18 protein-coding genes are annotated in these 19,996 nt (G+C 66.6%); 6 read left to right on the top strand and 12 right to left on the bottom strand.

What is annotated here, in order from left to right:
• Window positions 1–180 precede the first annotated feature (180 nt).
• Window positions 181–600, top strand: coding sequence for a hypothetical protein (locus NYP18_RS10425; protein ID WP_259428126.1), 420 nt, complete (start codon window positions 181–183; stop codon window positions 598–600).
• On the opposite strand, the gene NYP18_RS10420 is transcribed toward NYP18_RS10425, so the two are convergent.
• Window positions 560–1,540, bottom strand: coding sequence for a winged helix DNA-binding domain-containing protein (locus tag NYP18_RS10420; RefSeq protein WP_259428125.1), 981 nt, complete (start codon window positions 1,538–1,540; stop codon window positions 560–562). The genes NYP18_RS10425 and NYP18_RS10420 overlap by 41 nt on opposite strands.
• A gap of 101 nt (window positions 1,541–1,641) precedes the next feature.
• Between NYP18_RS10420 and NYP18_RS10415 the strand changes: the two genes are divergently transcribed.
• Entirely contained in the window at window positions 1,642–2,157 is a 516-nt protein-coding gene (locus NYP18_RS10415) for a hypothetical protein (RefSeq protein WP_259428124.1), read from the top strand.
• 1 nt (window position 2,158) lies between these two features.
• Here the strand turns inward: NYP18_RS10415 and NYP18_RS10410 are convergent, their stop codons facing one another.
• Both NYP18_RS10410 and NYP18_RS10405 read right to left on the bottom strand, forming a co-directional pair.
• Complete coding sequence (locus NYP18_RS10410) at window positions 2,159–2,503, bottom strand: cupin domain-containing protein (protein ID WP_259428123.1); 345 nt, start codon at window positions 2,501–2,503, stop codon at window positions 2,159–2,161.
• An 89-nt stretch (window positions 2,504–2,592) separates the two neighbouring features.
• On the bottom strand, window positions 2,593–3,849 hold the full coding sequence (locus tag NYP18_RS10405) for a TsoY family (seleno)protein (protein ID WP_259428122.1): 1,257 nt from the start codon (window positions 3,847–3,849) through the stop codon (window positions 2,593–2,595).
• 251 nt (window positions 3,850–4,100) lie between these two features.
• Between NYP18_RS10405 and NYP18_RS10400 the strand changes: the two genes are divergently transcribed.
• Window positions 4,101–5,369 (top strand): HNH endonuclease, encoded by a 1,269-nt coding sequence (locus tag NYP18_RS10400; RefSeq protein ID WP_259428121.1) that lies wholly within the window; start codon window positions 4,101–4,103, stop codon window positions 5,367–5,369.
• 19 nt (window positions 5,370–5,388) lie between these two features.
• On the opposite strand, the gene NYP18_RS10395 is transcribed toward NYP18_RS10400, so the two are convergent.
• The 4 genes from NYP18_RS10395 to NYP18_RS10380 form a co-directional block, all read right to left on the bottom strand.
• On the bottom strand, window positions 5,389–6,885 hold the full coding sequence (locus NYP18_RS10395) for a gluconokinase (RefSeq protein WP_259428120.1): 1,497 nt from the start codon (window positions 6,883–6,885) through the stop codon (window positions 5,389–5,391).
• 2 nt (window positions 6,886–6,887) lie between these two features.
• Window positions 6,888–7,805, bottom strand: a complete 918-nt coding sequence (locus tag NYP18_RS10390) for an esterase/lipase family protein (protein WP_259428119.1) — start codon at window positions 7,803–7,805, stop codon at window positions 6,888–6,890.
• Window positions 7,806–7,888: 83 nt separating this feature from the next.
• Entirely contained in the window at window positions 7,889–10,735 is a 2,847-nt protein-coding gene (gene leuS / locus NYP18_RS10385) for a leucine--tRNA ligase (protein WP_259428118.1), read from the bottom strand.
• Between the two features lie 55 nt (window positions 10,736–10,790).
• Window positions 10,791–11,420: a DUF998 domain-containing protein gene (locus NYP18_RS10380; protein ID WP_259428117.1), complete on the bottom strand. Its 630-nt coding sequence runs from the start codon at window positions 11,418–11,420 to the stop codon at window positions 10,791–10,793.
• Window positions 11,421–11,502: 82 nt separating this feature from the next.
• On the opposite strand from NYP18_RS10380, the gene NYP18_RS10375 reads away from it, so the two are divergent.
• Together NYP18_RS10375 and NYP18_RS10370 are read left to right on the top strand one after the other, a co-directional pair.
• Complete coding sequence (locus NYP18_RS10375) at window positions 11,503–12,150, top strand: MOSC domain-containing protein (protein WP_259428115.1); 648 nt, start codon at window positions 11,503–11,505, stop codon at window positions 12,148–12,150.
• The gene (locus tag NYP18_RS10370; RefSeq protein WP_259428113.1) at window positions 12,147–12,554 is read left to right on the top strand and encodes a YbaN family protein; all 408 of its coding nucleotides are present in this window, start codon (window positions 12,147–12,149) and stop codon (window positions 12,552–12,554) included. Before NYP18_RS10375 ends, NYP18_RS10370 begins: the two co-directional genes overlap by 4 nt.
• Here the strand turns inward: NYP18_RS10370 and NYP18_RS10365 are convergent.
• The 3 genes from NYP18_RS10365 to NYP18_RS10355 are packed head-to-tail and all read right to left on the bottom strand — an operon-like array spanning window position 12,544 to window position 16,606.
• A complete protein-coding gene (locus NYP18_RS10365; protein ID WP_259428112.1) occupies window positions 12,544–13,971 on the bottom strand; it encodes an aldehyde dehydrogenase family protein in 1,428 nt (475 codons plus the stop codon). The two genes, NYP18_RS10370 and NYP18_RS10365, sit on opposite strands and share 11 nt — an antisense overlap.
• A 50-nt stretch (window positions 13,972–14,021) precedes the next feature.
• Window positions 14,022–15,623 (bottom strand): FAD-binding oxidoreductase, encoded by a 1,602-nt coding sequence (locus NYP18_RS10360; protein WP_259428111.1) that lies wholly within the window; start codon window positions 15,621–15,623, stop codon window positions 14,022–14,024.
• A 44-nt stretch (window positions 15,624–15,667) separates the two neighbouring features.
• Window positions 15,668–16,606 (bottom strand): oxygenase MpaB family protein, encoded by a 939-nt coding sequence (locus NYP18_RS10355; RefSeq protein WP_259428110.1) that lies wholly within the window; start codon window positions 16,604–16,606, stop codon window positions 15,668–15,670.
• A gap of 130 nt (window positions 16,607–16,736) precedes the next feature.
• Here NYP18_RS10355 and NYP18_RS10350 point away from each other — a divergent pair, with 130 nt between their 5' ends.
• On the top strand, window positions 16,737–17,681 hold the full coding sequence (locus tag NYP18_RS10350; protein WP_259428109.1) for a LysR substrate-binding domain-containing protein: 945 nt from the start codon (window positions 16,737–16,739) through the stop codon (window positions 17,679–17,681).
• Between the two features lie 42 nt (window positions 17,682–17,723).
• On the opposite strand, the gene NYP18_RS10345 is transcribed toward NYP18_RS10350, so the two are convergent.
• Window positions 17,724–18,281 carry an LURP-one-related/scramblase family protein gene (locus tag NYP18_RS10345; protein WP_259428108.1) on the bottom strand — a complete coding sequence of 186 codons (558 nt, stop codon included), beginning with the start codon at window positions 18,279–18,281 and terminating at the stop codon, window positions 17,724–17,726.
• Window positions 18,282–18,521: 240 nt separating this feature from the next.
• Window positions 18,522–19,994: an NAD-dependent succinate-semialdehyde dehydrogenase gene (locus NYP18_RS10340; protein ID WP_259428107.1), complete on the bottom strand. Its 1,473-nt coding sequence runs from the start codon at window positions 19,992–19,994 to the stop codon at window positions 18,522–18,524.
• Between the last annotated feature and the right edge of the window lie 2 nt (window positions 19,995–19,996).

Below are 19,996 nucleotides of genomic sequence, written 5' to 3'. Positions count from 1 at the left end.
GCCGATTGCCAGCTTAACCACCCCCTTGATCCCACACTTTTCCGGACACGGACATAACCGTGACGGTTTCCGGGATCGCCGACAACTGTCCGGACCGCTGCCTTCCGCGCGATAATCCGACGATCACATAACGCATCAACTATGATTGGGAGCACAGTACCGGCACCCCAGGAGCGCCCTATGGTCTACATTCGAACCGCCGTCGTCATCAGCGCCGCAATGCTCCTGAGCGGCTGCGCCGCCAGCACAGACTCCGCCTCCCCGGCGAGCACCGACACCACGCTCCTCAGCGTCGCGCCCGCAGCCGACACCACCACGACAACCGTGCCCGCCGGCAGCTGTGAGGAGTCGGCCTTCCTCAATGTCTTCGATTCGCCCGTCGTGCTCTTCTGCGACGGCGCCTGGGCAGAGGCCGGCCAGCAGCAGACCGATGCAATCCTGCTCTTCCAGTTCCGGGACGGTGGGTGGCAGATACGCCAGGCCGACGGGACCAGCTGGCCCTCCAACTACCCCTGCCACAACGAGGCGGCCCTGCGCGCCGATGGTGCACCTGAGGCGCTCATCGGGCAGACCCTGCTCTGCGATTCACCGGCCCTGTAACCACACCCTCCGTCATCAGGAAGGGCCAGCTCAGCCCATTCTTCGTCAGTACCTGCGGGCGCAGTTCGTCAGCCAGGACGAGGGATTTATCGCCGTAGCCGAGCAGGATCTCGTCGAAGGCGGGCAGCTCGAAGCTCGCGGCCAGCGCCTCCTGCAGCTCCTGCCCAGTGACATCCGTCTGCCACTGCCCCATCCAGTACTCCTCACCACCAACGGTCAGCGGCACGACATCCCGGGCCAGCGCCACCGCCTTCTTCGCCTGCGCGACGGTCAGGCCCGCCCACCAGACGAGATCCTTCACGGAGGCCGGGCCGTGGGAGTGCAGGTAGCGGGTACCCAGTTCCGCCAGGGCCTCCTCCCCCGCCAGTTCACGCTGGACCACCGGGAGACTGTCCACGTGCACGAAAGTCTCCACGGCCCCGATCCTGGGGCCCTGCACCACATCGCCCTCACCGCCGAAGGCGCGCAACAGGTGCGGGCCCCGGTTGTCCCCCGGATCCACCCCGGCCGCCGCGAAAACCTCGTAGGCCTGCGGCCGCGGCAGCGGGTCCTGCGTTCCCCGGGCCAGGAGTTCGGCGTGAAAGGCCTCGCGGGCAACCGTCACGTCCTCCTCGCGCAGTCCCAGCCCGGGCCGTCTACCCGCCTGGGCACGCGCCACCCGGGGGTTGCACAGGCGCATGAGCCAGCGCGCGTCCTCCGCAGCCAGGAAGTGCAGCGTCCCCCGCTGCGGCCAGGCCCGCACAACCTTGAAGCGGTTGACGGCGCTGAGGACGGCGGCGTCGTCACCCGGGCCGCGCAGCGCCAGTGCCCGGATCCCGGCCGGGTATGTCTGCCCCTGCAGCGCGAGCATCCAGCGGGCGGCCTCGACCGCGCTTCTCGACGCCCCCACCAGCCCCTGGGCGATGATCCTTCGGGCACGCAGCTCCGGCAGTGTGGTCATGACCCCCAGTATGACTGATCGCCGCTAGCTTTCCCTGCCTCCGCCCGGCCTGGACGGGTAGATTCAGTGATGTACATCACCGCCAATCCAGGGAGTCCACCGTGATCCTCCACCACCCCCGGCCGCTGACCGTCCTGCTCACCCTCGGAGCCGCCCTGTTCCTCAGCGCCTGCACCGACGACGGCGATTCGGCCGCAGGTACGGTGACCGAGACGATGACGGTGACACCCGGGGCCACCATGCCGACAACCACAGCCACAACCACCGGAACCCCGGATCCGGGCACGCCCACCCTTGCCACCACCACGACCCAGGTGACCCCACCCACGACCCCGGACCGGCCGGGCAGCTGCGAGCCGGACTTCTTCCTGGATGAGTTCACCAGCCCCGTGGTGATGTTCTGCGACGGGGCCTGGGCCCGGGCAGGGCAGGCCCAGACCGATCACGTCCTGGTCTTCCACTACCGGGACGGGCGCTGGCTGAGCCATCCGCACGACGGGCGTGACGTGTTCACGCAGTACCCCTGCTACGACGAGGAAAACCTCCGGGCCACGGGGGCACCGGAGGAACTCATCAGCCAGGTGTCCCTCTGCGAACCGGAGGATGAGCAGGGGTAGGTCACTCCCCGTCGTGGGAACCCTGCCCCTCCACATTGGTTACGGTGGTCAGCAGGAAGACCGAGTCTTTGATCGCGGAGACCGAGTGGCGCTGGTGGGTCAGCGTCACCAGCTGCCCCTCGCCGATGGTCTCCTCCGCCTGCCCCTTGACGGTCACCTGCCCGCTGAAGAGGAAGATCGAGGCCGCCGGCGGTGAATTATGCTCCTGCAGCATCGTGCCCTCCCGCATGGCGATGACGGTCTGGCGCAGCGGCCCGTCATTGACCAGCATCTTCGCTGCGCGCCCGTGTTCCGAGGCGCAGGCCTCCTCGAGCAGCTGACGGGCCTTATCATCGACGATGGACATGGTGTCCTCCCTTGTTCGTTCGTGGCTGACCCCAGGCTACCCGGAACTTCAGTGACGCGCGTCACTTACACGGCGTCGATAAGCGGGGTTCAGGCCTCGATGAGAGCACCCTCGCGGGCGGCCGCGGCCTGTTCCCGTCCGAAGCGGCTGGCGGTGGACAGCTGGTTGCGGAAGAGGGTCAGCGCGAGCCACAGGGTGACGGTGGCGATGATGGCCGGAATGAGCAGCAGCCCGTAGTAGGTGGCGGAGAACTTCTCGACGAGCCCGTTCTGGATCAGGCCGACGTTGATGAAGAACATCGACAGGACGGCCAGGCCGACGCCCGGGCAGACCAGGGTGAAGGCGACGGGGGAGGTGACCTCACGGCCCAGGACGAATGTCCGGAAGAAGCCGTTGGCGCGCATGACGACGAAGCCGAGGCCCAGGAAGGCGACCTGGGTGAGGATGATGAAGGACAGGAACAGCATCAGCCCGACCGAGGAACCGGGGTGGTCCTGAGGGCCGGCGGGGCCGGCGTCGATGAGCGTCTGCATGCCGTGGCGGTCACGCAGGACGGTGATGGCCCAGAGGGTGAGGACGGGGACCGCGAGCCACAGGGTGGCGGAGTTCGGCAGCGCCAGGCCGTAGCGCATGATGCTCATGATGCCGGCGACGAGGAAGACGCCGAAGAGGATCAGCGAGATGATGCCGAAGAGGATGGAACCCCAGACACCGGTCAGGACGACCAGGGTGTCCGTGCCCATGGCTGCGGGGGCGGCGAAACCGACTGCGACCATGGAGAAGGCGAAGGCGGCGATGAGCTGGTTGAGGCCGCCGTTGGCCTCGAAACTGAAGCCGCCGGCGATGATGCGGCGCAGGTAGTTGGTCATGATGACCAGGGCGACGAGCCCGACGGTGCCGTAGGCGAGCAGCGCGAAGGGCATGAGGGACTGGATGATGCCCCACAGTCCCGGAATCAGCGCCAGGGAGGCGACGAAGGCACCGTTGATGGTCATGCCCAGGGTCAGCGGGATGGCCATGAGGGTGACCTCGGCGTTGGTGGACTTCAGTGCCCGGTAGGTCTCGGTCTGGCGGAAAAGACCGAATTCCCGGAAGTTCCACGCCAGCAGGGCGAGGTGCATGATCAGGGCCGCCATCATGCCGACATAGCCGATGACGATGACTGTCCGCATGAATCCGTCACCGTCGACGTAGGCCGCGGTGATGGACTCGAAGGTCGGCATGGGGGTCTCCGGGTGCGGGGTGATGTGCATGAAGGCCATGAAGAAGAAGACGGACATGCCGCCGAAGCCGAGGGCGGCGAGGAAATAGAGGGGCGAGTACTTCTCGCCGAGGTTGCGGATCATGCGACCACCTTTCAGAGGTTTTATATACCCCAGGGGGTATCTATGTCACACAGGCTAGCAAGTTGGCGCGAGGCGGCCACCGCAATATACCCCCGGGGGTAATTTGCTAGCGTCCGCGAAGGGGTGCCGGACGTGCGCAGCTGCGCACGCTATTTCGTCCTGACCTGCAGTTATTCTTCAGAAAATCTCATGTCGGGGGCGCATGTTATGTTGATCGTGATCGAACTCCAATTCGAGAACTCGGGGACACCATGCTGACAATCGTCAAGGACATGACCGACAAGAAACTCACCAGATCCATCACCGACACCCACCTCTCACTGACCCGACTCAAGGCCGAATTCATCGTCACCCTCGCGGAATTTCACGACCGCGGCCTGGCACGGCGACACGGTGCCACCTCCACCGCCGACTGGGCCGCCCGCACGCAGGACATCGCACGGCGCACTGCCGTGGAATACATCCAGGTGGGCACCCGCCTCCGACCGTTCACGCTGCTCGCGGCAGCTTTCCTCGATGGGCGGATCACCTACTCCAAACTCCGGCTCCTGTTGCGCTACATGACCACCGATAATGAGCCCGAACTCCTGGCACTGGCCCTGGCCCATCCCCTCACCGAGCTGGAGACCCTGCTCGCCGGACGCGACCGCGTCGACGGTGGGAAGAAGAAGGCGAAGAACCGCCTCTCCGTGGCCGTCGACCCGGAAACCGGGGGAGTCCGCTTCTGGGGCAGCCTCGATCCGGAGCGGGGAGCGGAATTCCTCGCGGCGCTGAAGATCGCCGAGCTCTCCCAGAAGGAGGAGAGCGGAGAGGAGGACGCTGACAGGCAGTCTGCCAACACCCGCTTCGGCCCACCCGTGGCAGCCGGCATGAGCAGCGCTTTCGCTGCCATGTGCCATATCGTCCGCAGCAGCCCGCAGAACCGGGTCACCGCCCCCGGGGCGCAGGTCAACGTGCTGATGACGCTGGATAACCGCGCATACATCCCCGGCCACTACGGCGGGCAGACTGGCGATGTGCTGCGCAACGCGCTCAACGGGGAGATGCGGGTGCATCTTCTCGACGCCCGCGGCCTCCACCTCAAACTCAGTCGCCGCGCCCGGGTGGTCACCGCCGCCCAGGAGAAGGCCCTGCTCGCCCGCTGGGGCTGGCGCTGCGCGAGCCCGGGTTGCGGACACAACCGCTGGATCCAGTTCCACCACATCCGGTCCTGGGCCGAGGGCGGGGAGACGAACCTCGATAACCTCATCCCGCTGTGCACAGCCCACCACATCATGCTGGGCAACGACGAGCTGGTCATCGTGCCCGATGCGGTGGACCCCGCACTGCTCCGCTTCCGTTTCGCCGGCGGGGAGAGCTACACCTCCGCGGACCGGCAGCCCCCGATGTTCGACGCCGCGCTGGGCCGCTGGGCCGACGCCTACGACCACGGGCCGGTGCCCGAGGGGGATGAGGATCTGCTGCAGGTCTGGGAGGCCCAGGACAGCTTTGCGGATGTTCCAGCAGGTCAGAGGGGGTGAAGAGTGCGCAGCTGCGCAGCTATTCCGCCACCAGCACGTCGTAGAGCCGCTCGAAATCACGCATGGCCTGCCGGTAGTGGGGGAGATGCTCCCCGACGGGCAGCCACGGTTCCCCGAAGGGAGGGCTCGCCCGCTCCACCTCAGGGGCGAGGGTGTCCAGGGCGATGAGTGCGGTGCCGCGCAGCGTCGCCCGTTTCATGGCGAACGGGACAACGGGGACCTCGAAGGCATCAGCAAGCAGCTGCAGCCAGGTGGGATGGTCGAGGGAGACCCGGCCTGAGGCGACGACACGCTCCGGCTGCGCTCCGGCGAGGTTGAGCTGGTCCCAGACCCGGCGGTAGGACAGCGCCAGCCCCTCGAAGACACCCCGCCACAATTCCTGCGGGCCGGTGGCGGTGGTGATGCCGTGGAAGGTGGCGCGGGCGTCACGCGCCCAGCCGGTGGCGCGCTCGCCGCTGAAGAAGGGGAGGACGGAGGGGACGTCGGCAAGCGGGGGACCGGCGAGCATGCCGGGCAAGCCCTCCCCGGGGGAGACGACCGTCTCCTCGAGCCAGGTGACGGCACGGCCGACATCATTGAGGGCGCCGCCGACGATCCAGCGCTCACGCGAGAGGCGGTAGCACCACAGTCCCGGCGGGATCTCCGCCGGGCAGGCGTCGAGGACGACCCGCATCGCACCCGATGTCGCGGCGGCGACCGCGACAGTCGTGCTGTCGACGGCACCCGGACCGATATTGGACGGCCAGCCGTCGGGGACCGCGTGGAACCAGTCGACCTCGCGCAGCTCCCGCCACAACGACCCTGGGGGCCGGGCAGGCTGGTCGGGGTCCATGATGGGGGAGAACAACGCCGGGGATATTCCACATGCCTGGAGAACCGGCAGGTCAAGCTCCCCGGTGCGCACGTCAATGATCCCCGACCATGCTGCGACGGAGGTCGCCAGACCACGGATGCCGCCCAGGCGGAGGTAGACGTACTCGCCGATCGTCATCACGGAGTCCGCCCGGGTGAAGAGCCCCGGTTCCTCCGTGCGCAGCCAGAGCAACCGGGCCGGGTGGTAGGAGGTGTGCAGGCGGACACCGGTGCGGGAGTGGTAGGCGGCTTCGTCGACAAGCTCGCCCAGTTCGTGGACCTGCCGGCGGGAACGGGAATCCGCATAGGTGTAGCAGGGGGTCAGCGCGTGACCATCCGCGTCGACGAGGATGAGGGAGGACGCGAAGGAGTCCATGGCTACGCCCGCTATCTGAGCGGCCAACCCCTTGTCCTGCGCGAACCACACGATCTCATCGATGATCTCCCGGCACTCCGCAACCACCTGGTCGGCGTCGATGGTGCTCGTGCCGTCACCGGCAGTGGTGAACTCATGCGCGATGCGCTGCCCGGAACCTGCAACCGGACGCCCGGTGGCGTCGTAGAGACCACCCCGCGAGGCGGTCGACCCCACATCGAGCGCCACGACGAACGGGCCGGCGGCCTCCTTCCACTTCACCGACATCGCCGGGAGCCCGGGGCTCATGATCAGGCCCGGCAGTTCTCAGGCGCCGCCGTGGTCTGGCCCGGCGCGCGGGTCAGACCCCAGTGGACCAGGTGGATGACCTCGGTGGTGCGCGGCAACCCCTGGTGGGCGAAACCACGGCCGCAGACCGCCTCGATATCGATGTTGGCCACATCCGCGCCCTCGACCGGTTCCAGCATCGAGGTCTCGTAGGGGGTGGCCACAAGATCCGAGGGCGTGTACAACGCGGTGTAGATGATCCCGGGGGTAGTGTCCGGCAGCGCGGTGATCCGCCCGGTGAAATCGGAATCAGCGAACTGATCCAGGGTGGAGGCACCCACAAGGTGCTCCGAGGAACCCCGGTGGGCGTTGACGGCCGGACTGACCGCCGGCACGACACCGTCGATGGTGGTGCCCCGGAAGGTGGCAGCGATGGAGACCGAACGTCCGACCTTCCCCGCTCCTCGGCCCTGGGTGTAGGCCTTGGTCAGCATCCCGCCCTGGGAATAACCCACCAGGTCCACCTTCTGCGCCCCGGTGGTGGTCCGCACCCCGTCGACGAAGTCGGCCAGCTCCTCCACCGACTGATCGATGGGCCCGAGCCCGCGGTGGCCGGGGGCCAGGTTGCGGATGGTGTCCGATTCGGTTCCGTAGTGGTGGGTCCACAGACAGAAACCCTGCCCACGCAGGAAGTGCGCCCCGTCGACGAAGTCATTCGAGTCCGTGCCGGTCCCGTGGAAGTACACGACCGGATTCGGATGGGCGGGGGAGGGGACACAGGTTGGGTCGTTGAAGACGGGGTCGATACCCGGATGCCCCGGCAGCGAGGACTGGGCAGGCAGCTCAGACGGGACCGGGGCGGCGGTCGCCGTCGCCGTCCCTGCAAGCGCGGCGGCGAGGACAGTGGCGAGGGTGCGGAGTGAGTTGCGGAGGATTGTCACAACTCAAATCTAAAACGCCGCGCCCGGTTATGTGCGGAAATGGGCATGAGTTCTGTGACCCAGCCCACTTATCGACGCCCCGCCTACTTCACCACCAGGTTCACCATGCGCCCCGGTACGACAATCTGCTTGATCAGGTTCTTGCCCTCCAGGTGGGCCGCGATGTTCGGCTCCTCCAGCACGCGGGCGACAACCGCGTCCTGGCTGGCGTCAACCGGCACCTTCACGCGGGCGCGGACCTTGCCGTTGATCTGGACGGGCAGTTCGATCTCGTCGTCCACCAGCCACTTCTCCTCGAAGGTGGGGAAGTTGACGAAGGCGACGGTGCCGGTGTGGCCGAGGCGCTTCCACAGCTCCTCCGCGATGTGCGGGGCGACGGGGGCGGTCATGATGACCAGGGGCTCGACGGCGGCCGCGGGGACGGCATCCGGGTAGGTCTTGGTCAGGTAGTTGACGTACTCGATGAGTTTGGCCACCACGGTGTTCACCCGCAGGTTGGCGTAGTCATCGCTCACACCCGCGATGGTGCGGTGCAGCTGCTTATTGTCCTCGTCGCTGAGCTCGAGGTCGCGGGCGAGCACGTCACCGGTCTCCTCGTCGACGACCAGTCGCCACAGACGCTGCAGGAAACGCTGCGCGCCGACAACGTCCTTCGTCGCCCAGGGGCGGGAGGTGTCGAGCGGCCCCATGGACATCTCGTAGACGCGCAGGGTGTCCGCGCCGTAGTTCTCGCAGATCTCATCCGGGGCGACAGCGTTCTTCAGGGACTTGCCCATCTTGCCGTACTCCTGGGTGACCTCCTCACCGTTGTGGAAGAACTTCCCGTCCCTCTCCTCGACCTCGGCGGCCTCGACGTAGACGCCGCGGGCATCGGTGTAGGCGTAGGCCTGGATGTAGCCCTGGTTGTACAGGCGGCGGTAGGGCTCCACGGAGGTGACATGGCCCAGATCGAAGAGGACCTTGTGCCAGAAACGGGAGTAGAGCAGATGCAGCACGGCGTGCTCGACGCCGCCGACGTAGAGGTCGACGCCGCCGCAGTCACCTTCGAACTGCGGTCCGGTCCAGTAGCGCTCATTCTCCAGGTCCACGAACTTCTCGGAGTTGTTCGGGTCGATGTAGCGCAGCTGGTACCAGGAGGAACCCGCCCACTGCGGCATGACGTTGGTGTCGCGGTAGTAGGTCTGCGGGCCGTCACCGAGGTCGAGTTCGACCTCGACCCACTCCTTCGCCTTGGCCAGCGGGGGCTGGGGCTCGGAATCGGCGTCCTCCGGGTCGAAGGAGACGGGTTTGTAGTCCTCGACCTCGGGCAGCTCGACGGGCAGCATCTCCTCGGGCAGGGCGTGGGCCTGGCCGTCGGCGTCGTAGACGACGGGGAAGGGCTCGCCCCAGTAGCGCTGGCGGGCAAACAGCCAGTCACGCAGCTTGTACTGGATCTTCTCCTCGCCCTTATCCTCGGCGACGAGCCAGGCGATGGTGCGCTCGATGGCCTCGGCCTTGTTCAGGCCGTTGATATCCAGGCCTTCAGTGTTGGCGGAGTTGACCAGGGTGCCGTCACCGGTCCAGGCGCCCTCGGTGACATCGCCGCCGGCGACGACCTCCACGATGGGCAGGCCGAAGGCCGTGGCGAACTCATGGTCGCGCTCATCGTGGGCGGGCACGGCCATGATGGCGCCGGTGCCGTAACCGGTGAGCACGTAGTCGGCGATGAACACCGGGATCTGCGCACCGTTGACCGGGTTGGTTGCGTGGGCGCCGAGGAAGACTCCGGTCTTCTCCTTGTTCTCCTGGCGCTCGATGTCCGATTTCGCGGCGATGGCGGCGCGGTAGGCGGTGACCGCCTCGGCCGGGGTGGCGGCATTGCCGGTCCAGCGCTCATCCACGCCGTCGTAGGAGCCGGTGCCGCCGGCCACGAGGGCGTCGACAAGCTCGTGCTCAGGGGCGAGCACCATGTACGTCGCACCGAAGAGGGTGTCCGGGCGGGTGGTGAACACGCGGAGGGTGTGGCCCTGCGCCGCAAAGTCGACCTCAGCGCCGCGGGAACGGCCGATCCAGTTGCGCTGCATGGACTTGACCTTCTCCGGCCAGTCGAGCAGCTCCAGGTCATCGATGAGACGATCGGAGTACGCGGTGATGCGCATCATCCACTGCGAGAGGTTCTTCCGGAAGACGGGGAAGTTGCCGCGCTCCGAACGGCCGTCCGCGGTGACCTCCTCGTTGGCCAGGACGGTGCCCAGACCGGGACACCAGTTGACCATGGAGTTCGAGCGGTAGACCAGGCGGAACTCATCCAGAGCCTGCTGCTTCCCCGCATCGCTCAGCTCCCGGTAATCCGCACCGTCCTTCGTGGTGCGGGTCCCGGCCTCCAGCTCGGTGATCAGCTCGGCGATGGGGCGGGCCTTCTGCTGGTCCTCGTCAAACCAGGAGTTGTAGATCTGCAGGAAGATCCACTGGGTCCAGCGGTAGTACTCCGGGTCGGTGGTCGCGACGGAACGGCGGCGGTCATGCCCCAGACCCAGGGCATCCAGCTGGCGACGCATGTTCTCGATGTTGGCCATCGTCGTGGTGCGCGGGTGGGTGCCGGTCTGGATGGCGTACTGCTCGGCGGGCAGGCCGAAGGCGTCATAACCCAGGGTGTGCAGGACGTTCTTGCCCAGCATGCGGCTGAAGCGGGCGTAGACGTCCGTGGCGATGTAGCCCAGCGGGTGCCCGACGTGCAGGCCCGCACCGGAGGGGTAGGGGAACATGTCCTGGACGAAGAGCTTGTCCTCCGGCAGGGGACCGTCGGTGGCCAGATCACCGACCGGGTTCGGGGCGTTGAAGGTGCCGTTGTCCACCCAGTACTGCTGCCAGCTGCGCTCGATGCCGTTGGCCAGCTGCGGGGTGTAACGGAACGCGGGGGTCGATGCGGTGCCGTCGTTCGGAGTGCTCATGGTCGACCAGTCTAATCGGTGCCGGAGGCAGTCACCGGGATGGGGCGATGCGACCTCAGACCACTGCCAGCGGTCTACGCTCCCGCAGGCGCCCGAAAGCGGACACGAAGACCGTCCAGACGAAGGCGGGCCAGAGACTCAGCCGCTCCAGGAGGCCGGCGTGGGTGTAGGTGTTCATGTCAAGCAGCATCCAGAGACTGGCCCCCAGCCCCACCGCACCGACCACCCGGCCGGCGCCGCCGATGACACCCCGGTATTTCAGGGAGCCGATGAAGACCGCCAGGGGCAGAGCCACCAGCTGCGGAATCGACACGAAGGCATGCAGCTCCGGGCTGACATCCTGGGGGACCAGTGCCATGGCGAGGGTGCTCCCGCCAGCCACCACCCAGGACAGACCCGCGAAACGGTCGAAACCGGCGGTGCGCACACGGACGGTGGCCAGCCCGATCATCGCCAGCCCGCCAACTGCCATGCTGGCGTTCACCCAGGCATGCGCCGGCGAACACAGTTCGACCGCACCGTAGTAGTTGTGCATCGTGGTGCAGGTGGTCACCCCGAGGTCGCTGATGGTGTTGCGGATCCAGTCGTAGGGGGGTGAGAAAAGTCTCGCGGCGATGATCTCGACGAGGATGCCCAGCACCAGAACGAGCGCGAAACCCGTGAGCGCGGCACGACGGATACTCACCTGCACCGCCACCTCCCCGAAGTAGTTTTCTTCCCGAACCTTCCTGTTCCCCTAAATCTACAAAACAATTAACCTGGTTATTATGGTTTTCCGGGTCCTCTCCACAAATATCGCCGTCCCCCGCCCCGATCCGGGTGGAGCCGAAAGGTTGAGCGGCATCGACAAGCAACCCCGGCCGTTCATCGACGTCGCCGCGCCCGGCCCCAGTTACGGCGACGGTTCGGGTGTTGCCGGGGACCTGATCGGGGACGCCAAACACCACGGGGGAGCGCAGAAGGCGGTCTACGCCTTCGAGCGTGCGGAACTGGACCACTGGGGCGCTGAGCTGGGCCGCACCTTCGACAACGGGGCCTTCGGGGAGAACCTCACCGTCACCGGTTGGGACCTGTCGCGCGTGCTGATCAACCAGCGGGTGCGCATCGGCACCGCCGAACTGGAGGTCTCCGTGGTCCGCCAACCCTGCCGCACCTTCGCGGGCTGGGTGGGCGAACCCGGCTGGGTGAAGAAGTTCAGCCGGCGGGGGTACTGCGGCGCCTATTTCCGGGTCACCGTCCCGGGACGGATCAGTGCGGGCGATGAGATCGTGCTTCTGGGCACCCCCGCCCACGACGTCGACATGCTCACCGCCTTCCGCGCCGCGCAGGGCGATAAGGAGGCGGCCCGGCGTGTGGTCGAGGCCGCGTGCATGCCCGAGATGTACCACCAGCGGATGCTCAGGTTGCTCGCATGATCCGGCTGCTGTTCATCACCGTCGGCGGGATCAGTCTCTTCCTCGGTGTCCTGGGCATCTTTCTCCCCGTACTGCCGACCACCCCCTTCCTGCTGCTCTCCGCCTTCCTCTTCGCCCGCAGTTCGGAGCGCCTGCACGCCCACCTGGTCAACCACCCGGTGCTGGGGGAGTACATCTCGAACTACTACAACAAGGAGATGACCCGCGCGCACAAGCTGCGCACCGTTGGCATGCTGTGGTTCAGCATCGCGCTGACCTGCGCATTCCTGTTCTGGTCCGGCCGCACGATCCCCGCCATCGTGCTGCCGGTCATCGCATCCATGGTCACGGTGCACATCCTCACGCTCCGGCCGAAGGGCGCGCCCGAACCGCAGCCGGAGCATGAGGAGGAGGTCACCCGCTGATGACCTGCGGGACGCCGAGGGCCTTGAGGCCCTCCACGCCGAACTCCAGGCCGTAACCGGAGCCCTTGATCCCGCCGAAGGGGATCCGCGGGTCCACCGCACCGTGCTTGTTGATCCACACCGTGCCCGCCTCCAGGCGCGCCGCGACTGCACGTGCCCGCGCCGTGTCTGCCGACCACACCGAGGCACCCAGGCCCACGTCCAGACTGTTGGCCTGGGCGATGGCCTCCTCGAGGTCGGTGTAGCGGATGATCGGCAGCGCCGGCCCAAACTGTTCCTGGATGACCAGCGGGTTGTCCGGGTCGATATCGGCGACCAGGGTGGTGGGGTAGAAGAACCCGGGCTGGTCCTGGTCGGGGTCACCGCCGGTGACGATGCGTGCGCCTGCCTCGCGGGCGGCGTCGACCAGACCCGCGACGATGTCGTACTGGGCCTTGTTCTGCAGCGGGCCGAGCACATTGTCCTCATCCAGGCCCACGCCCATGGGCATCGCCGCGGCGACCTCCGCCAGGGCGTCGACGACCCGGTCGTAGAGGCTGTCGGGGACGTAGAGGCGTTTGAGGGCCGCGCACGTCTGACCGGTGTTGATGAACGCACCCCAGAACACATCCTCAGCGATGGCGGCCGGATCGGCGTCGTCGAGGATGATGCCGGCGTCGTTGCCGCCCAGTTCCAGGGTCAGACGCTTGACGGTGCCGGCGGAGGCCTCAATGATCCTGCGTCCGGTGGCGGTGGAGCCGGTGAACATGATCTTGGCGACGTCCTTATGCGTGCTCAGGGCGGCCCCCACCTCGCCGTCGCCGGAGATGATGTTCAGCACCCCGTCGGGCAGGACGGTGTTGAGGACATGGACCAGAGCGAGGACGGACAGGGGGGTGTATTCGGAGGGTTTGACCACGACCGTGTTGCCCATGCGCAGGGCCGGGGCGATCTGCCAGATGGTGATCATCATCGGCCAGTTCCACGGCCCGATGGCACCGACGACACCCAGGGGCCGGTAGTTGAGGACGGCGTGGGTCTCACCGTCATCGACAAGGGTCTGCTCGTCCAGGTCGAAGGAGGCGGTGGCGCGCAGCCAGCCGGCACACGCGCCGACCTCGAAGCGGGCTCCTGCGCCGTTGAGGGGTTTGCCCTGTTCACGCGACAGCAGCTGGGCCAGCGGCTCGGCGACGGCCTCGATGGTGTCGGCCAGGCGCAGGAGAAGGTCGCGGCGCTCCTCGTCGGTGAGTGCGGCCCACTGTGCCTTCGCGGTGGTGGCGCGCTGGACGGCGGCGTCGAGGTCAGCGGTGGTGTGTTCGGGGGCGTGGGCGATGAGTTCGCCGGTGGCGGGGTCGTGGATGGGGCGGCCGGCGGGGTCCGCGACGGCGTCGAGAAGCTTCTCGACGGAGGTGATGGCCTCAATCGTTGCCTGGGTCATGTGTGCTCCTTGTTGTGACGGGTCTTACGTAAAGGTAGGCGATCTCGCGCTCAGGCGAAGTATGCGGGGTTGTTGGCGGGGCGGGAGAACTCGCCACCCCAGATGCCCTGGCGCCCCGGGGAGAGGATGCCGGCCGGGTCGAGCGCGTTCTTGATCTTCTCGTTGAGGCGGCGGGAGGCATTGTCGTTGAAGTCGAACTGGTCCCCGATCAGGTCCATGAACTCCAGGTGGCCGCGGTACTCTCCGTAGCCCATGGCCGCGGATTCGCGGATGAGGTCGGCGGTCATGACGTAGGTGCGCTCGAGGTCCTCCTGGTTGGCCGCGTCATAGAGGACGAGGGCGAACATCTGCATGCTGCGCGGGGTCAGCGCGAAGGCCTCACCGAAGTCCCGCCCGATGCGGTCGCAGTGGCGCACCAGCAGCTCATGCATCTGCTTCCCGTCCTCACCCGTCAGCGGCATGATCGGGCCATAGGAGACATGCCCGGTGTGCTCCCAGCCGTACCAGTTGAGGAAGTTGAGCAGGTCCATGTTGGGGATGCCGGCCATGGCCTGGTCCTGCGGCAGGACCTCCTCGGCCTTCACATCACCGCGGTACTCGCGGGAGACGAGGCGGGCCCCGTCGATGTGGGTGATGGCGTCCTGGATCTGCTGCTCCTGGATCTCCATGAGGGCGGGTGCCCCGTAGAGACCGATGCGGGCATTCCAGTTACCCAGGCCGGTGCGCTCGCGCATGAGGGCGCGGACCTCCTCGGTGACCGGTGCGTGGTCCGGCTGCCAGTCGGCCTTGACGGTCTGCGTCGGCACGACGGCCATGAGGCTCATGATGGTGACGCGGTTGCGGATGGTGCCGTCCATGAGCAGGGGGCGCAGGGCGTCGATGAGCTCGTAGCAGGCGTCATCGGTGTCGCAGTGGATCCACACGGCACGCCAGGCCTCCGGACGCGGCATGGCCCACAGGCCCATCCTGGTGACGATGCCGAAATTCGACTGCATGAACATCTCGTCCAGGCGCGGACCGAAGCCGCGCTGGTGGTTGTGGGAGATCCGGCTGTTGGACTGCGCCCCCATGCCGGTGCGAACAAGGTCGCCGTCAGCCAGCACCACCTCCATGCCGCAGACGAAATCGGCGTGCTCGCCGTAGGGGGTGTAACCCACGCCGTGCTCGAGGGTGTTGCCCATGACCGAACCCCAGCTGAGGTCCGGTACATCGGTCCACAGGTTGTAGCCGTTGTCGACGAGGTAGGCGTTGAGCTCGGCGAAGCTCACGTCCGGTTCGACGACGACATAGCCGAATTTCTCATTGACCTCCAGCACCCGGTTCATCCGGCGCAGGTTGAGCACCACGGAGCCGTCGACACGCCCGGCGCTGCCGCCGTAGCCGTTGTTGCGACCCTGGGAACCGGTCCACAGCGGCACGCGGTGGCGGGAGGCGATCTGCACGATCTGCTGGATCTCCTCCGTGGAGCCCGGCTGGATGACGTAACTGGCGGTGAAACGCGGCCGCTGGCGGTTGTCGTAGGGGTCGGTGAATTCCTGCAGGGCGGGCTTCTCGTCGTGGATGTTCTCCGCGCCGACGACGGCCTCGAATTCGGCGCGGGCCTGGGTTGCGCGGGTGCGGACGTCTTCGATGATCTGGGTGGTGACGGTCATGTGTCTGTTTCTCTTCCTGGAGGCGTGCGTGCGGGTGGGGGTGCTCAGAGCTTCGGGAGCGGGTTGTTCTTCTCGGAGGCGAAGATCTTCTTCCGCTCCGCCTCGAATTCGGCGCTGGCCAGGCGGTCCGAGTTGGAGACCCTGTTGTCCGGAGCGAAGTGGTCGATGGCGAAGAACATGAGACGGAAGGCCTTCTTCGTCAGGAACTCGATGGCCCGGTTCGGCCTGGGCAGGCTGTGGCGCTTGCGCACCGTCGGCGGGACGAAGGTGAGAATGAAGCTGCGGCCCGCCCCGTGCAGGGGCTTCGGCAGGAATTTCTCGTTGAACTGGTCCATGAGCAGGTTGGCGACCTTGTTGCCGGTGGGGGTGTAGGGGTGCTCGCGGCTCTCGAAGTCCTCGGCGAAGGCGATCATCGCGTCGTAGCTCCCGGGGAAGTCGGTGAAGTGGCCGTCGGGGCCGGTCATCTGGCGCGAGACCTTCTCCCAGAAGGTGTGCCAGGCGACCTGGACGTTCTCCGGCTGGCGCGGGGCACCGACGATGTCACGCATGCGGTCTGCACCGCAGCCGAGGTTGCACATGGTGAAGATCCACTCGTCGCGGTCGCGGAAGGACTCGGGGAATTTGTCGTAGAGGTGGGCGTGCAGCCGGTTGAGGCGGAGCAGGGAGGCCTGGACATCCGGATGGTCGGGGCCCTTGAAGAACCATTCCCAGAAGTAGTTCATGGTGTCCAGGTAGCGGGTCTGGGGGCGCTGCTGCGCCTTGCCGGTGCCGGCGATGGCGTCGGAGCCGCCGACCGGGACCGTGTTGCTCATGAAACCGGTGGCATAGGTCAGGTTCATGATGAAGTCGTTGAGCTTGTAATTCGCGATGAGGCTGATGATCGCGTCGTAGTCGCGCACGCCGTCAAGCTGGGCGATACGGTCGTCGACCCAGCGCTTCGGCTGCTTCATGGTGGCGGTGGTCGGGCCGGTGGTGATGGACATGGTGTTCGTCTCCCTGTCAGTGATCTGTTCCGCTTGTTGATCTACAAGATGACATGGGACACAATATGGAATCAAACACTTTTCTTCGCTCAACTTCATCGTTAAAATCCATTAAGACAGGTAGCGGCACATGCTCAGCAACTTCACCCTCCGGCAACTGGCCTATTTTGTCACCGCCGCCGAGGAGGGATCCACCTCAAAAGCAGCCGAGGTGCTTCACCTCAACCAGTCCTCGATGTCCTCGGCGCTGACCGAATTGGAGTCCATCATCGGGGTCGCACTGTTCCTGCGCCGCCGCGGGAAGGGGCTGACCCTCACACCGGTGGGGGAGGAGCTGCTGCCCGCAGCCCGCCGCACCCTGCGCAGCGCAAGCGAATTCGAGTGGCTGAGCAGAACCCTGCAGACTGAGGACCGCGGCACCCTCAACATCGGCTGCTTCGACACCATCGCCCCGGCCTACCTGCCCCGGATCATGGCGGCCTACCGGGAACGCTTCCCCGGCGTGCAGGTCAAGATCACCGAATCCAACCAGGACGGGCTGATCAACGCCCTGGAGGGCGGCCGCATCGAGATGGCCATCACCTACAGCGTGGGGCTGCCCCCGACCCTGGAGACCAGCCTCGTGGCCGATCCACTGCCCCACGCCCTGCTGCCCGCCGGCCACCGGTTGGCGAGGGAAAAGTCAGTAGCCCTCAGCCAGCTCAGCAGCGAACAGTTCGTCATGATCAACAACTCCCCGGCCCGGGAACTGATCATCGAGCTCTTCGAACGGCAGGGCCTGCAACCCCGGATCCTGCACCACTCCAGCAATTTCGACCACGTGCGCGCCATGGTCCACCAGGGCATCGGATACACGCTCATCTCGCAGATCCCCGGCACCACCCCACCCCACTGGGGTGACGGCGTGGTTCCCGTGCCCCTGAAGGGGGAACACCCCGGGCACGCCATCGTCATCGCGGTCCCGAAAGACAGCACCCTGACCCGGCGCGCCCGGCACTTCCGCACCGTGGCAGGGGAGTTCCGGGAGCTGACCGGTGGTCATGTGCCTGGGGTCCCTACGCGTCTGCGCGGATAGGGGATTCCCCGCATGCGGTACTTGACGGAAGACCCGGAAGAACTAATTGTTGTTCTCCTTCGCCCGGATCAGGTCGAGGGCGATCATCCCGCCGATGATCGCCTTGCGTACCTCTTCGGGCGCCTCCGGATCGAAGATCAGGGCGTAGGTGCTGCGTCCCAGCAGACCGCGGACGGCACCGGACCACTTGCGGGTGACCCGCGCAGGGACACGGTCCCCCATCATGAACTCGAATTCGAAGCCCAGGAAATTGCCGTGCAGTTCAATCACACCGCCGGAGGCCAGTTCGATGTCCATGCGTTTCTTGAGGAAGGTGAAGCGTTTGCGTACATGGGCGAAGGCGGTGCCGTCCGGATCATCCAGCTCGTAGGTGTCGCGGACGAAGTTCATGGGGTCACGCACCAGGAGTACCGCCTCACCGTCGCCATCGGAAACGGTGAAGGTGCGGTTGCCCTTGAGCAGTCTTGATCCCAGGGATCCTTCGGTCTGGACATGGGCGATCACGGTGCCCTCCGGGTCATAGACATCAAAATTGTTTGACACGAAACCCGTCATCTGTTGGACGATCAGCGTGTCGTGGTGCAGCAGTGTCATCCTCATGTCTCCTTCTCCCGGCCTGACAGTTCATTTTAGTTAGGTTCCGGGGCCTTTTCCGGGTGGAGAGAAAGATGGAAGACAGGATCGCGGTAGCCACCAGTCCGTTGAAGACCAGACTGTCCCGGCACCCGGAGGAGAGGGAGCAGTGAGCCTGCGGGGTGGAAGAGACCACCCGGCAGGACGATGCCGGCAGTGCGGGTTCATCGCACTCGAACCCGAGCTGGCCGGTTTTCCCGGCCGGGGCTACTTCTTGTAGGGGTCGCGGATGCCGATGTACTGGACGGTGGTGTACTCATCCAGACCCTCGGCACCACCCTCCCGGCCCAGACCCGACTGCTTGACGCCACCGAACGGCGCCGCGGCATTGGAGATGACACCCGAGTTGAAGCCCATGAGGCCGAACTCGAGGCCGTCCGACAGGCGCCACATCCGGTTCGGGTCGCCGGTGAAGACGTAGGAGGCCAGGCCGTATTCGGTGGAGTTGGCCAGCCTGATGGCCTCTTCTTCCGTGGAGAAGGTGATCACCGGGGCCACGGGACCGAAGATCTCCTCCTGCACCACACGCGCGTCAGCCGGCACGTCGATCAGGACGGTCGGCTCGTAGAAATAGCCCGGGCCCTCGACCTTCCTGCCGCCTGCCACGGCACGGGCGCCGGCGGCCACGGCGTCGTCGACAAGCGAGGCGACGGAATCCCGGGCCTTCTCCTCGACCAGCGGGCCGACGGTGACCGTCTCGTCGAGGCCGTTGCCCACCGTCAGGCCCGCGATGCGCTCGGCGAACTTCTGCGCGAACTCCTCGGCGACGGACTCGTGGACGATGAACCGGTTCGCGGCGGTGCAGGCCTCGCCGATGTTGCGCATCTTCGCGCCCATCGCGCCCTCGACGGCCTCATCCAGGTCGGCGTCGGCGAAGACCAGGAACGGGGCGTTGCCGCCGAGCTCCATGGAGGTGCGCAGGACGTTGTCGGCCGCGGCCTTCATCAGGGTTTTGCCCACCGGGGTGGAGCCGGTGAAGGAGACCTTGCGCAGGCGCGGATCCGCCATGATCGGTGTGGAGATGCCGGAGGCGCTGGAGGAGGACACCACGTTGAGCACGCCCGCCGGCAGGCCGGCATCGAGCATGGTCTGCGCGAAGTACTGGGAGGTCAAGGGCGTGAGTTTCGCCGGCTTGAGCACCATGGTGCAGCCGGCGGCCACGGCCGGGGCGATCTTGCGGGTGGCCATGGCCAGCGGGAAGTTCCACGGGGTGATCAGCAGGCACGGGCCGACCGGTTTGCGCACGGTGATCATCCGCAGGGTGCCCTCCGGGGTGGGGGCGTAGCGGCCGTAGTCGCGCACCGCCTCCTCGGAGAACCAGCGCAGGTACTCCGCGCCGTAGGTGACCTCGCCGCGGGCCTCGGCGATGGGCTTGCCCATCTCCAGGGTCATCAGCGTGGCGAATTCCTCGGCGCGCTCATGCACCAGGTCAAACGCCCGGCGCAGGATGTCGGAGCGTTCGCGTGCCGACGTCCGCGCCCACTGCTCCTGCACCGCGCAGGCGGCATCGAGTGCGGCCATGGCGTCCTCGGAGGTGGCGGAGGCCAGGGTGGCGATGGTCTCCCCGGTGGCGGGGTTCTCGACGGTGAAGGTCTCATCTGCGCTGGCGTCGCGCCAGCTGTCACCGATCAGCAGACCGGTGGGCACCTTCGCGAGCAGTTCCTCAATGTTGACGGTCATGT

Origin of the sequence: Corynebacterium lemuris (assembly GCF_024919295.1) — a bacterium.
Lineage (GTDB): Bacteria > Actinomycetota > Actinomycetes > Mycobacteriales > Mycobacteriaceae > Corynebacterium > Corynebacterium lemuris.
Note: the sequence above shows the minus strand (reverse complement) of the source record. Positions and strands in the feature narration are given on the sequence as shown.